General features: G+C 59.9%; 13 protein-coding genes. 3 read left to right on the top strand and 10 right to left on the bottom strand.

All coding sequences use genetic code 11. The annotated features are described in order from the left end of the window. Positions 1-30 precede the first annotated feature (30 nt). The 3 genes from AC1D06_RS18140 (at position 31) to AC1D06_RS18130 (ending at position 2,532) form a co-directional block, all read left to right on the top strand. Positions 31-1,050 carry a calcium-binding protein gene (locus AC1D06_RS18140; RefSeq protein ID WP_477987324.1) on the top strand — a complete coding sequence of 340 codons (1,020 nt, stop codon included), beginning with the start codon at positions 31-33 and terminating at the stop codon, positions 1,048-1,050. 266 nt (positions 1,051-1,316) lie between these two features. Next, positions 1,317-1,979, top strand: coding sequence for a hypothetical protein (locus tag AC1D06_RS18135; protein WP_477987323.1), 663 nt, complete (start codon positions 1,317-1,319; stop codon positions 1,977-1,979). Positions 1,980-2,121: 142 nt separating this feature from the next. Next, positions 2,122-2,532 (top strand): hypothetical protein, encoded by a 411-nt coding sequence (locus AC1D06_RS18130; protein ID WP_477881657.1) that lies wholly within the window; start codon positions 2,122-2,124, stop codon positions 2,530-2,532. A 12-nt stretch (positions 2,533-2,544) separates the two neighbouring features. On the opposite strand, the gene AC1D06_RS18125 is transcribed toward AC1D06_RS18130, so the two are convergent. The 10 genes from AC1D06_RS18125 to AC1D06_RS18080 all read right to left on the bottom strand — a co-directional run bounded on the left by AC1D06_RS18125 (position 2,545) and on the right by AC1D06_RS18080 (position 12,886). Beyond that, entirely contained in the window at positions 2,545-3,048 is a 504-nt protein-coding gene (locus AC1D06_RS18125) for a hypothetical protein (protein ID WP_477881655.1), read from the bottom strand. 104 nt (positions 3,049-3,152) lie between these two features. Then, the gene (locus AC1D06_RS18120; RefSeq protein WP_477987322.1) at positions 3,153-4,424 is read right to left on the bottom strand and encodes a hypothetical protein; all 1,272 of its coding nucleotides are present in this window, start codon (positions 4,422-4,424) and stop codon (positions 3,153-3,155) included. Between the two features lie 159 nt (positions 4,425-4,583). Further along, entirely contained in the window at positions 4,584-5,039 is a 456-nt protein-coding gene (locus AC1D06_RS18115) for a hypothetical protein (protein ID WP_477987321.1), read from the bottom strand. Positions 5,040-5,262: 223 nt separating this feature from the next. Further along, positions 5,263-7,047 (bottom strand): calcium-binding protein, encoded by a 1,785-nt coding sequence (locus tag AC1D06_RS18110; RefSeq protein WP_477987320.1) that lies wholly within the window; start codon positions 7,045-7,047, stop codon positions 5,263-5,265. A 150-nt stretch (positions 7,048-7,197) separates the two neighbouring features. Then, positions 7,198-7,578 carry a hypothetical protein gene (locus AC1D06_RS18105; protein WP_477987318.1) on the bottom strand — a complete coding sequence of 127 codons (381 nt, stop codon included), beginning with the start codon at positions 7,576-7,578 and terminating at the stop codon, positions 7,198-7,200. Between the two features lie 129 nt (positions 7,579-7,707). Continuing rightward, on the bottom strand, positions 7,708-7,869 hold the full coding sequence (locus AC1D06_RS18100) for a hypothetical protein (RefSeq protein ID WP_477987316.1): 162 nt from the start codon (positions 7,867-7,869) through the stop codon (positions 7,708-7,710). A 381-nt stretch (positions 7,870-8,250) separates the two neighbouring features. Continuing rightward, the gene (locus AC1D06_RS18095; protein ID WP_477881643.1) at positions 8,251-9,165 is read right to left on the bottom strand and encodes an ABC transporter permease; all 915 of its coding nucleotides are present in this window, start codon (positions 9,163-9,165) and stop codon (positions 8,251-8,253) included. Then, positions 9,162-10,262 (bottom strand): ABC transporter permease, encoded by a 1,101-nt coding sequence (locus tag AC1D06_RS18090; protein ID WP_477987315.1) that lies wholly within the window; start codon positions 10,260-10,262, stop codon positions 9,162-9,164. The genes AC1D06_RS18095 and AC1D06_RS18090 overlap by 4 nt, the downstream gene beginning before the upstream one ends. Next, positions 10,259-11,782, bottom strand: a complete 1,524-nt coding sequence (locus AC1D06_RS18085) for an ABC transporter ATP-binding protein (RefSeq protein WP_477881639.1) — start codon at positions 11,780-11,782, stop codon at positions 10,259-10,261. The genes AC1D06_RS18090 and AC1D06_RS18085 overlap by 4 nt, the downstream gene beginning before the upstream one ends. Positions 11,783-11,785: 3 nt before the next feature. Next, positions 11,786-12,886 (bottom strand): BMP family ABC transporter substrate-binding protein, encoded by a 1,101-nt coding sequence (locus AC1D06_RS18080; protein WP_477881637.1) that lies wholly within the window; start codon positions 12,884-12,886, stop codon positions 11,786-11,788. Positions 12,887-12,898 lie beyond the last annotated feature (12 nt).

The following is a 12,898-nucleotide window of genomic DNA, read 5'->3' as shown; positions in this document are numbered from 1 at the left end:
CCGGCAATCGCATCTCTCCTTTGAAAGTGAATGTCCATGGCACTGCAAATCTATAACACGACGATCTCAAGTTCCGGTATTCCGGTCGCTCTCGGCCAAACGGATGACGTCTATGTCGGGGTAAACGGCTTTATCAGCAGCACCGGCACTCTCGGCGCCGGCGTCTACGGGACAGGCTCAAACCATTCGGTCACCGTGGAGGGCAGCGTTGTTGCTTCGTATCTTGCGATTTCCGTTGGCGATGATTCGGCTCTGGATTCCGGCCAGCAAGTGACCATTGGCGAAAATGCCACCATTGCTAGCACGAGCTACCATGGGGTCATGGTGTTCGGCTTTGCCAGCACGGTCGAAAACGATGGCATTATTGACGCCGAGTACGGCATCTACCTTACCGGCAGTGCCGCAAGCGGCGCGTCGGAGCTGGTCAATAACGGCGAAATCGACTCTACAGAAGCGTCAGTGAAAAGAGCCGGCTCCGAAGACTTCCAGTTTATCAATAACGGTGTCACCGATAGCGAAAACAATTCCGCCTACGATGGCTCTTTCGCAACCGGTGACCAAGCGATTGCCAATAACGGCAAGATGACTGGCACGATCTTTTTCGGCAGTGGCGATGACACGTATAGTGGCGCGAACGGGATGATCGTCAGCGGAACAGTTGAGGGCTACAACGGCAACGACACGTTGACCGGGGGTAAATACGCCGAATATTTTCAAGGCGATGCCGGGCGCGATATCCTGAAGGGCGATGGTGGTGCCGATCATTTCCTCTTCGCCACCATCACCGACAGCACCATCGCTAAAGCCGGGCGAGACCTGATCCAGGATTTCAGCCACGCCCAGCATGACAGACTTGACCTGTCGGGTATGAACGAGAAATTCTCCTTCATCGGCACATTGGGTTTTTCCGGCGCCGCAGGCGAGCTGCGCTACAGTTTCAAGGGTGGCAGCACCTTCGTCCAGGGTGATGCCGATGGCGACACGCACGCCGATTTCTCCATCGAGCTGAAGGGCCATATCGCACTGCATGCGGGTGACTTCATCCTGTGACGCCAGCATGTGTTTCGATGGGGCGTTGACCGAGCATTTTGAATGGCTAGCCTGGCGGCACGCCAAATCGCGCAAATAAGCCAATGAGAAACCGTGCCTCGACCTGGATCGGTGTGCGGCACAAAACGGTCAGATTTTAAAGCCTGTTTACAATCGCTTTGCCGACAGTACCATCCCTCATGTTTCGTCCAGAGGTTCTCGTCATGAAACAATGCCTTGCCGTCATGATATCCAGTCTGCTGTCCCTGGCGGCAGGACAGGCGCTCATGGCAAGCGAACGCGATTGTAACACGGACAGCTTCCAGGCCGACGAAGTTTTGGCCCTCGGCGCCGTCCGATCGAACATCACCCGACTGCATTTCCTGAAAAATACGGACGATGGCCTTTGTCCGGCGGCCGTCAAGCGTTGCCGGGAACCCGACTATCTCGTCGGCGGCAATACCGTTGTCATCGCTGCGCGGGCCGGTGGCTTTCGCTGCGCAATCTATTTCGACAGCAACGACCGCGGTCACGTCGGTTGGCTGCCGGAAACAGGGCTTGACATCAAGCCTCCATCCGACGCCGTCGACTGGACGGGAGAATGGAGTTTCGGAGAGGAGCACAACATCTCTGTGAAGCGCGATGCAGCAAGCGGAGGGTTGGAGATTGAAGGCGATGCGACCTTTGGCGGCAGCGATCCGGGGCGGGTCAAGCGCGGCGCAGTCAATACCGGATCGTTCTCGGCCAGGATCAAACCTGACGCCACCGTCGGTCGCGCATTTTTCGCGTTCACCGCTACTGGTGGGGAAACTTTACCGTTCGATCAAGGCCCGGAGACCGCATGCCGATTGCGCATGCGGCTTGCCGGGCCTTATTTGCGTACCGACGACAATGGTGAGTGTGGGGGCATGGGCGTCACGTTCTCCGGTTTTTATCACCGGGTGCAATGACCGGAAGCAGCGAACAGCGTTTGCAACAATGTCCGTTTGCCTTCATATCCCGGCGATCCGAGTCTTTTGTTGAACGACACCTGCATGAGCGAATCTTGATGCGCCTGGCCCTACAACCCTTCCCTCAACGGAATAATCAGTCGTGACAGTTACATCGCCTCCGCCGACCTCCGACGGCAAAGCTCTCAACATTTCCTTGAGAACCGCTGCAATCATATGGGGGTTGACAGGCCTGTTGTTGGCTTTGTTCTGCGCGGTAGAACTCAGCATGATGGGGTTCCCCGATGGGCATTTTACGCCATACGAGCTGGAAACCAGCGGATTACGCCAGATTCTCGTCGGTGTTTGCCTGGCGCAAAGTCTCTATTTCATCGGTGTGGGGGTGATCTGTAAAAAGGTGAGGGCTGTTCGGTTGTGCCTGCAAATGCTCATTGCCGCGACCTTCGTCGTGGCGCCGATGCTGATCGTACCGAACTGCGCCGAACTACAATCATGCACCAGGGCCTATGAGTGGATCACGGATGCACCCATGGACGACGGTGCCGGCGGCTGAGCCGGCAGATGGTCAGGGACGGCACCCCGTCAGGGTAAACACGTCATAGGTTGCCAGAGCGGGATTGGCCTGGACGAAAGTCTCTTTCATGGCGAGCGATCGGCCGAAATCCGCGAGCAATATGGCCTTCGGCGCAATCATATCCTCGTCCGTCAGCAGGTTCGCGCTGCTTTCGCCCAGACCGTAGATATTTCCGGTCCAGAGCCAGCATCCGCCGCCATCGGCGCTTTCATCTGGTGTGCATGCCTGGCTGATTTCACCGTCAGGTCGCGCGTTGCTGCCCGCGTTCCAGGTGATGTCGCCTTCGAACACTTCGGAGACGTTGGGTAGACGCAGTTGAAACAAGCCGGTCGTCAGCGCGGCGTCCTTCGCCTTGTCCTTGGGCCTGAACTGGATCGCTGCACCGGAACGACTTTCCCGGTAAGCAGCATGGTCCAGCCTGCAGGCCGCTGCCGTGGCCTGGTCGACCGGCAACAAGATAAGCAAAGGCAGAAAACAGATCTTAAGAGGTATCATGGTGCGCGATCCTGCATTGGAGATGGCGTCGAAACAGCAAAGGTCACAGGTCCCTCATTCGTGAAGATGTTGTCGCCGGCGTTTCATTTCACCCGACAACGGCATCAACGATCAAACATCTCAAAATAGCCGGCACCGGCATCGGTCAGCAGCGGGCGCGCCTGCTTGAGCGGAACCGTCAGAAGAACTTCAGTACAGGCAAAAATCGCGTGCGGCAGCGTTTTCAGGGTGAAAACCAGACTGTCCTCGGTAAAATAGACGCCGAGATTGCTGCGCACGAGGTCGTCGAAGCCGCAATCGGTCTCTGTTGCTGCATCGAATCTCTCACGCTTGCTGACAACGAATTTGATGAGGTCCTCACTCGGTTCATATCGCAGGCCTGATTGATCGTCGACCGTGGCGGGGTCGACAACGGTGTCATCTTCATTCTTGACCAGCCAGCCCTTGAGCAGGGCTTCGGGGGCGAGAGCCTCGCCGGTCCTCACATCCGCGAGCAGATAATGCGAGAAGTTTTCCGGATACGCGCCGCCGCAAAAGTAGCTGCCATCCTCCCAAAGACCGAGCAAACGCGGTGTGAGATATGCGATGCTGACACTGTCATTGCCATCATAACCGTTCGTCTGGCCGTCAAGGTCTTCGCTCCAGCCGTAGCCGAGATATGCCTTCTGGAGACAATCAAAACCGAAGTATTCCCATTTCAGCCGTTGTTGCAACAAATAGGCGTTGACGGGTGCGACGTCCGCGCCGCCCAGGCTGACAATCGTTGGATAGGAGAGCCCGACCCGCGGATCCTTATCCATCCTAAATCGGCCCCGGTCTGCTACGGTCTCTTCGCCCTTCTCGAACGGATAGTGCATTTTCAGAAAATCATCGGGCAGGTCGCCGGCCGTCAAGACGCCGGGAAGGCCGATATCAAAAACCTTGAGCGGATCGAGTGCATCCAGATCGGTGCTACTGGCATCACCGAGATCGCGGCTGGCCACACGAGCAAGTGTGATATGCAGCGACCTGCCGCTTTCCCGGTCATGCCAGATGCCGGATAGCCGGGCCGCGTGAGCCTCCGCCGTCAACGTCCAGTCCGCACCGATCGGTGCGTGCTCGACGGTTTTCCCGTCACTTTTCCTGCACAGCGCCGGTGTGCATGGCCGCTCTTCTTCAAGCGTCATTCCGGTCTTGCTCCGGACGCCATGCAAGGGAATGTCGACGCCTTTGGCAATATAGGCATAGCGCCCCACAAACGCGCCATCCGGACCCGCCTCCGTCAATTCGACGATAACAGGCAAATCGCCAAGACGACCTTGGTAAGTCGAAGCTTCCAAGGCGTAACAGCTTTGCGCTGTTGCGAGGATAAGGAAAAATGCATGAAGAATACGCATGTGGTTCATCGGCGCTCGCAAGGATGCAGGTTGGTGGATGGGAAAGACTGGTTGGCGCGGAAAAAGATCTACATCAGCCGTCCTTTGCCGGACAGGCGCTGCCGCCATCCGAATTGTATCGCTGCTGACAGGCACCGTCGCGACAACAGTCCGAGGGGATCACACTTTCAGGCTGAACCAACGCCACGCTTTCTCCAGCCGAGGGTTCCCCAAAACGCCTCGCCCGACATTGCCAAACCCACTGAGGAAGACATAAACGGCTGCGGCGAGCAATGCCAGAATGACGACCAAGTCCGACGCGAAGCTGAAGTTGTTCGATGCCAGTGCCCGGAGGATGTTGTCGGCATTTGTGATGGCAGAGCGGAAGAAAATGACCGAGAAGATGATTTCCAGCATCCCAAAAATGAGCCGGGCGTTTTCCCTCAAAATGTGGAACAGCATGCCGATACTTACAAACAGAACCGCGGCGGCAAAAACGAGATAATAGTGTCCACGTCCGGGATGGTCATACTGCCATTGTTCATCCTGTATTCGGAAGGACAGGGCAAAGCAGGCAAACGGCAAGAGGACCAGCAGCGCCAGAAATGCAATTTGCCCGTAGCTGCGCCCAAACATTCCTGATCCCATCCACCTTTTGCAGGACGCGCCTTCGGTTCAACACGGCTTCGGCTGCCAGTCCCATGTCGCCGATGAAAGCCGGCATGGGGAGACTTGTCCTCACCGTACAAAGCGCTCCTGCAAGCTTTACGTCTGGCGTGGAACGGAAATTCTTCATTCACACCACCATCTCCACCTGTGCCGCAACCGATGGCCATGGCATCGACCGCCGCTTCGATCTTCAGAATGTGAAATCGGCGGCGCTCAGATGATTGATCTTCACGCCCTCCAGCGTGATCGAGTCATGTGCGGAAAAATCGATCACCACCGCTGATCCGGCCTGCTCGATGTGATGCGCTTTGAGATCGGCGAAATCCGCGAGCCCTTTGACATGGCCGAGATCGATGACGTCGTGATCCGAGCCGTTGGCATCGAAGTCCTTGATGGTGTCGGCGCCGTCGCCGGTCATGAAAATGAAATGGTCGGCGTCCACCCCGCCATAGAGTTTGTCGGCGCCCTTGCCGCCGGTGATGATATCCGCACCCGCGAGCCCCTTGAGGACGTTGTTGCCTGAATTGCCGGTGATATGATTGGCAAGCGCATTGCCGGTGGCATCGATATTGGCCTTGCCGGTCAGCATCAGATTTTCTACGGCTCCGCCAAGCGTATAGCGGATTGAGGCAAGCACTGTGTCCGTGCCCTGCACAGCGAACTCCTGAACATCATCGCCCTTGGAATTGACAATGTAGGTGTCGTCGCCGAAGCCGCCGATCAGCACATCATCACCGCCTTTGCCGTCGAGCCGGTCATTGCCGCCATAGCCGATCAGATATTCGTCCCAGCCGGTGCCGGCGAGCTTGTCGGCATGGTTCGAGCTATCGATATCAGCTGCAAAATGCCGCTGGTAGATGCCAGTGGCGTCTCCAGTCTCTTCGCCATACCATGCGACCACCCAACCGCCATCGGCAAGCGCAGTGGTTACGGGAATGAGTTGATTGCCCGTGGTATAGGCGTTGACCAGTGTCTCGGATCCTACCGTCGCGCCATCCTCAGCATAACGCTGCTGGTAGATGCCAAGCAGGTCTCCGGCTCCTTCGCCACACCATGTAACCAACCAGCCGCCATCGGCGAGGGCCGTCACCGTGGGATAGACTTGGAAATTGGTGGTATAGGTATTGATCAGCGTCTCAGATCCAACCATGTTGCCATCGGCGCTGTAGCGCTGCTGGTAGAGGCCGCCGCTATCTTCCGTACCCTCGCCATGCCAAGTGACCAGCCAGCCGCCGTCGGCAAGCGCGACGGTTGAAGGATAAACCTGGCCACCGGTGGTGTAGGCGTTGATCAGTGTCTCAGATCCCACCGTATTGCCATTGGCGCTGTAGCGCCGCTGATAAACCCCTTGGCTATCGCCTGTTCCTTCGCCATACCAAGTGACGACCCAGCCGCCATCGGCAAGCGCGGTGGTCGAGGAATAGTCTTGATTGCCGGTGACATAGGTGTTGACCAGCGTCTCCGTCCCGATTGCCTTGCCATCCGCACCATAGCGCTGCTGGTAGACGCCAAAGGCGTCTGCCGCGCCCTCGCCGGTCCATGTGACCAGCCAACCGCCATCGGCAAGCGCGGTGGTCGAGGGAGAGGCTTGATTGCCGGTGACGTAGCCGTTGACCAGCGTCTCCGTTCCGACTGTCGCGCCGTTCGCGCCATAGCGCTGCTGATAGACGCCAGCCGCGTCTTCCACGCCTTCGCCGTACCAGGTCACCAGCCAGCCGCCATCGGCGAGCGCAGTGGTCGAGGGACCGTGTTGATTGCCGGTGACATAGGTGTTGACCAGCGTCTCAGCCCCCACTGTCGCACCGCCCGCGCCATAGCGCTGCTGGTAGACGCCATCATTGTCTTCCGTGCCTTCGCCATACCATGTGACCAGCCAGCCACCATCGGCAAGCGCGGTGGTCGAGGGACCGTATTGATTGCCGGTGGTGTAGATATTGACCAGCGTTTCGTCGCTTCCGGTCGCATTCGATGACATGGCTTCGGTTCCTTGGGTGGCGAGTTATTCTAAGCGCTGGTGGTATTCGATGTCCGTCCGGCAACAGATCGACTTCCAGGGGAAGTGAAAGGCGCAAATCAAGCGCATCCGCATAGACGAACTCTCCGTTGGCCTTGCGGATTGCCTCGATCAGAAAATGAAATCCGAGGCGTGCAGATCCGCCTTGGAGACGTGCTCAAGGGTGAGATGATCGGTTCCCGCATGGATGACGAGACCGAGGCCAAAGGCCCCGTCACCCCGAAGGTCCAGTCCCGTGCCTCCCGATATTGTGCCGGTTCTGCCGATGTTGACTTCGACATCGTCGCCATAAGACTGGATCCCTATGCCGGACAGCAAGGTGGTTTCGATGCCTCCGTCGATGCGATAGGCATTGCGCGCAAATACGACATCTTCGAAAAAGCCGTACTGGGTCGCGGTGATCGTCGCCCCCTTGACCAGATGCCAGGCCGTATCGGAAGCGTCAGCCGTCATTTGACCGGCATTGTCGCCGGTGATGTCTTTCGTGGTCATGCGTGAGCCGTCGTTGTTTTCGGGTTGGCCGAGGAGACTTGCTGTTGCCCGGCCGGTTCAGGACCCCTCGCCAAGCGAGGAGCGGTTTCGGATGGGCGATAAGACAGGGCTGTCCGGCATGAATCTGGATCAGAAAACAAAATCTGACGCGTGCAGGTCCGCCTTGGAGACGTGCTCCAGGGTGAGTGTATCGCTGTCGATTTCCGGCCCATCGGCCAAAGTCCATGCTTCGTCGGAATTGTCGATGGCGAAGACAGCCGATCGCGTGGTGATCGCATTGGTAAAAGTCATTGAAACCTCGCTATTTTCCTGAGCGCGAGCAAGAGTTGGTTGCGGCTCAGGACTGCCAACAGCCGGAACAATCCCGGTTCGGGAAAAGGCCTACAGGTTTCGGCTCCTCGGGGAGTGTCCCATTTGGGATAGAGGCCGGATTTATTTCTGAGGCTCCGGGACAAGGCGCGGAATTGGAGCGCAACGATTGCATTCGGTGCCGCCGGTCATCGCCTCGAGTGGTGCCTGACAGCCCCTGTCGTTTCCAATGCCGGCAGTTGAAGGGATTCGTAGGCGCCCTGTTACCGGCCGCGCATTTGCGTGCGACGGCTTCGGAGACACGCCCGGAGCGCTCCGCGGTTTACTCTATGCCTGTTTCTTCAACGATGTGCTGGCCCGCCCTCACGACCGCTCGAAGGGTTCGCCGAGGGAGGCGACGCCATTCAGCTTCAGCAGGCGGCGGTCGGCTGAAATGATGCCGAGCACGATGATCGTGACGAGGTAAGGCAGGCTCGACAGCAATTGTGACGGAAGATCCAGTCCGGTCGCCTGGGCGGCGAGGCCCATCAGCGATACGGCCCCGAAGAGACAGGCGCCGAGAAAGATGCGGCCGGTGAGCCAGGTGCCGAAGACGACCAAGGCGATAGCGATCCAGCCGCGGCCGGCAATCATGCCGTCCGCCCAGAGCGGCGTATAGACCACGGAGGCATAGGCGCCGGCAAAACCTGCCATCAAGCCGCCAAAGGCGACGGCGGCGACGCGGACGGCGATGACCGGGTAGCCGATGGCATGTGCGGCCTTTGGGTTCTCGCCGATGGCGCGGATGACGAGGCCCAGCTTGGAATAGGCAAACGTTGCCCAGATCGCCAGCGTCGCGGCCAGCGAAAGCCAGACGACTGCGTCCTGGACGAACAGCTTGCCGATCACCGGGATTCCTGAGAGGCCGGGAATGGCGAGCTTGGCAATCCCCTTGACCGTCAGCGCCTCGTAGCTCTTGCCGAACAGCGCCGACAGCCCCTGGCCGAGAATGCTGATCGCAAGGCCCGTCGCCACCTGGTTGGCCCGGAAGCCGAGTGCCACCAGGGCAAAGACCAAAGCGAGCAGGGCGCCTCCGATGCCGGCGGCGATGAAAGCCAGGATGTGTCCGCCGCCGTGATAGACTATGATGAAGGCAAGCGACGCACCGAAAGCCATCAGGCCTTCGACGCCGAGATTGAGGACCCCGGCGCGCTCGACCACCAGTTCCCCGAGGGCGGCGAGCAGAAAAGGCGTCGCCGCCGCGAGCATGCCGGCAAGGATGAACTCGATGGCGTTCATGATCTGCTCCGGTGGGCGGCGTGGCGCCATTCGAGGCGATAGCGCACGAAGGCGATGGCGACGAGATAGGCGAGCAGCAAGCTGCCTTGGAACACGCGTACGGCCGCGATCGGCAGGTTTGCCGACACCATGGCATTGTCGCCGCCGATGGAAAGGGCCGCCATGATCAGCGCCGAGAAGATGATGCCGATCGGATGCAGGCCGCCGAGATAGGCAACGATGATCGCCGAATAGCCGTAGCCGGTGGAGATCGAGCGCTGCAGCTGCCCGAGCGGTCCGGCGACCTCGGCAGCACCAGCGAGGCCGGCCGCGAAACCGCCAATCAACAGCGACAGCCAGATCGCGCGGCCTTGGCTGAAGCCGGTATAGCCGGCCGCGCGTGGCGCTAGGCCGCCAACCTGCAGCTTATAGCCGGTAAAGCTTTTCTGCATGAAGAGCCAGGCGGCAAAGGAGAGCGCGAATGTGATCAGCAGAGAAACGTTGACGCGCGTGCCGGGGATCAGGATGGGCACCATCGCATCATACTGGAACATCACCGATTGCGGGAAATTGAAGCCGGCCGGATCCTTCCAGGGGCCGAGCAGCAGGTAGTTGAGCAGCTGTGCCGCCACCAGGCTCAGCATCAGCGAGACGAGGATTTCGTTGGCATTGAGCCTGACCCGCCAGAAGGCGGTGATCGACGCCCAGAGCACGCCGCCGACAGCGCCGAGAATGAGCATCAGCGGCCAGATCCACTGCCCCGTCGCCTGCGGAAACCATATCGGAATGGCCGAGGCGAAGATGGCGCCGAGGATGAACTGGCCCTCCGCGCCGATATTGAACACCTTGGCGCGAAATCCGATCGCCAATCCCTGCGCGATCAGCAGCATTGGCCCCATCTTCAGCAGGACCTCGGAAAACGACGCCCAGGAGAAGAACGGCTCGATGAGCATGGCATATGTGACAGCCACGGGATCGCGGCCCATCAGTGTGTAAAGCACGAGATTGAGGATGAGGGCTATCACGAGCGCCGCTGGCGGCGCCACGAGCGCCGCGGTCAGCGAGGCATGCTCCCGGCGAACAAGTGCGGGAAGGAAGGTCGCGGCGGAAACGCTCATGCGGGGACTTTCTCCGGTGAGATATGCGCCCCGATCATGTACCGGCCGATTTCTTCGGGGCGGGTGTCGCGGGTGACCAGCGGCGGGCTGAGCCTGCCGTGATAGAGCACTTGAATGGCGTCGCAGAGCTCGAAAAGCTCCTCGAGTTCTTCGGAAATCACCAGGATCGCCATGCCCTCGTTGCGCAGCGCCACAAGCCGACGGCGAATGGCAGATGCCGCGCCGATGTCGACGCCCCAGGTCGGCTGCGCCACGAACAGCAGTTTTGGCGAGAGCATGATCTCACGGCCGACGATGAATTTTTGCAGATTGCCGCCGGACAGCGCGCCGGCCTCGGCGTTCGGGCCGGGGGTGCGGACGTCGTATTGCCGGATACAATCCGTGGCAAATGCCGTTGCCTTTGTCTTGTTGACCAGCCCGTGCCTGAGGAGACCGAGCGGGTGGGCGGTCAAAAGACTGTTGAGGACGAGCGACATTTCCGGCACGGCGCCGCGTCCCAGCCGATCCTCGGGAACGAAGGCAAATCCGAGTTTTCGGCGGGCCGCCGCATCCAGCGTCCCCACATCCTTGCCCATCATCAGGATCCGGTCGCGCTGGTCCCGCGGCAGCATGGTTTCGCCGGAGATCAACGCTGCGAGCTCGCTCTGGCCGTTGCCCGAAATGCCGGCAATACCGAGGATTTCGCCGGCACGCACCGTCAAGCTGACATCGGAGAGCGATACGGCAAACGGGTCGTCGCGCCGATGGTCGAGGCCGATGATCTCCAGCCGCTTTTCGCCGCCGGAATGCGGCAGCGCCGGCATCGGCTCCGGCATGTCGCGGCCGATCATCAGCTTCGCAAGATCATGTGCATCATGGTCGCGCGGGTCGACATTGCCGGTGACGCGGCCGCCACGCAAAATGGTGGCATGGTCGCAGATCGCGCGGATTTCCTCGAGCTTGTGCGAGATGAACAGAATGGAGACGCCGCGGTCACGCAGTCGCCTGAGCGTCTCGAACAGCTTCTCCACCGCCTGCGGCGGCAGAACCGATGTCGGCTCGTCGAGGATGAGCAGCTTCGGATCGGTCATCAGGCAGCGGATGATCTCCACCCTCTGCCGCTCGCCGACGGAAAGCACATGCACATGCGCAAGCGGGTCGACCTCAAGACCGAAATCCTGGCCGAGCTTGCGGATGCGTTGCATGAGATCGGCCTTGCGGCCCGGCACGACCAGCTGGATATTCTCGACGACGGTCAAGGTCTCGAACAGCGAGAAGTGCTGGAAAACCATGCCGATGCCATTGCGCCGCGCCTCCGCGGGGGAGGCGAGGCTCAAAGGCTCGCCCTGCCAGACGACGGTTCCGTCGTCCGGCTGCTCGACGCCATAAATCAGCTTCATCAGCGTCGATTTGCCCGCCCCGTTCTCTCCGAGGACCGCATGGATCGACTGCGGCGCCACATCCAGGTCGATCTCGCGATTGGCCTGGATCTGTCCGTAGCTTTTCGAAATGCCGCGGAGCGACAGAAGGGGCGGGGCCATGGCTTACTTCGGCAGCGGCGTGGTGACACCCTTGACATGCCAATCCATTGCGACGATTTCCGGATCGGTCATGGTCTTGCCGGTGGCGACAGCTTCGCTGCCGTCTGCCTTGGTGATCGGTCCGGTGAAGGGCGAGAAGCTGCCGGCGGCGATCTTGGCTTCCACATCCTTGATCTTGGTCATCGTGTCGGCCGGGATATCCTTGCTCCAGTCGACGACCTTGACCACCTTGTCGGCGACGCCGAGGAAGGTGTTGGCGCCCTTGAACGTGCCGGCGATGTGGGCATCGACCGATGCCTTGAAGAAAGGCGACCAATCCGTTTCGACGCAGCCGAGATAGGTCTTGGGCGCATATTTCGTCATCGATGAATTGAGGTTGAAGACGTAGATGCCGGCCTCTTCGCAGGCCGAAATGACCGAGGGCGTATCCTGGGCATTGGAGAAGATCACGTCGCAGTTCTGCGCGATCAGCGCCTTGGCGGCTTCCTGCTCCTTGGCCGGATCGAACCAGGAATTCACCCAGACGACCGACACTTCGATATCGGGCTTCACCGCCTGGGCGCCGAGTGTGAAGGCGTTGATCGAGGTGATGAGTTCGGGAATGGCGAAAGCCGAGACCGAGCCGAGCTTGCCGGTCTTGGAAAGCTTCGCCGCCGCCATGCCGAGCAGATAGGTGCCCTGGAAATATTTTGCCGCAAACGGCGAGAAATTCGGCGCCACCTGGAAGCCCGAAGCATGCAGCACGGTGACGCTCGGATCGCGGCGGGCGAGCTGCAAGGCGCCGTTCTGGTAGCCGAAAGAGCCGGCGATCAGGAACTTGTTGCCGTCGGCAACGGTCTTGTTCATAATCCGGTCGGCATCCGGGCCTTCGGCGATATTTTCGAGAATGGTGACCTTCACCTTGTCGCCATAGGCCGCCTTGACCGGGTCGAGGCCGGCAGCGAGCGCATGGCCCCAGCCGACATCGCCGATCGGCGACGGCACGACGAGCGTGATGCCGAGCGGCTCGTCGGCAGCAAAGGCCACGCGGCCGCCGAAAGCGCCGGCGAGGCCGGTGGCGGCAAGGCCCTTCATCAGTGTTCTGCGGGTCATATTGTAGAGCATGTCAGTTCCCCT

It is taken from the genome of Rhizobium sp. P2_G2, from assembly GCF_056403555.1.
This window is presented reverse-complemented; position numbering and strand designations above follow the sequence as displayed.

Bases quoted from the DNA above. Each gene is read 5' to 3' on its own strand.
- AC1D06_RS18115 (WP_477987321.1), bottom strand. From the start codon at position 5,039: ATGTTTGGGCGCAGCTACGGGCAAATTGCATTTCTGGCGCTGCTGGTC.
- AC1D06_RS18110 (WP_477987320.1), bottom strand. From the start codon at position 7,047: ATGTCATCGAATGCGACCGGAAGCGACGAAACGCTGGTCAATATCTAC.
- AC1D06_RS18120 (WP_477987322.1), bottom strand. From the start codon at position 4,424: ATGCGTATTCTTCATGCATTTTTCCTTATCCTCGCAACAGCGCAAAGC.
- AC1D06_RS18135 (WP_477987323.1), top strand. From the start codon at position 1,317: ATGGCAAGCGAACGCGATTGTAACACGGACAGCTTCCAGGCCGACGAA.
- AC1D06_RS18080 (WP_477881637.1), bottom strand. From the start codon at position 12,886: ATGCTCTACAATATGACCCGCAGAACACTGATGAAGGGCCTTGCCGCC.
- AC1D06_RS18085 (WP_477881639.1), bottom strand. From the start codon at position 11,782: ATGGCCCCGCCCCTTCTGTCGCTCCGCGGCATTTCGAAAAGCTACGGA.
- AC1D06_RS18095 (WP_477881643.1), bottom strand. From the start codon at position 9,165: ATGAACGCCATCGAGTTCATCCTTGCCGGCATGCTCGCGGCGGCGACG.
- AC1D06_RS18105 (WP_477987318.1), bottom strand. From the start codon at position 7,578: ATGACCACGAAAGACATCACCGGCGACAATGCCGGTCAAATGACGGCT.
- AC1D06_RS18125 (WP_477881655.1), bottom strand. From the start codon at position 3,048: ATGATACCTCTTAAGATCTGTTTTCTGCCTTTGCTTATCTTGTTGCCG.
- AC1D06_RS18100 (WP_477987316.1), bottom strand. From the start codon at position 7,869: ATGACTTTTACCAATGCGATCACCACGCGATCGGCTGTCTTCGCCATC.
- AC1D06_RS18090 (WP_477987315.1), bottom strand. From the start codon at position 10,262: ATGAGCGTTTCCGCCGCGACCTTCCTTCCCGCACTTGTTCGCCGGGAG.
- AC1D06_RS18140 (WP_477987324.1), top strand. From the start codon at position 31: ATGTCCATGGCACTGCAAATCTATAACACGACGATCTCAAGTTCCGGT.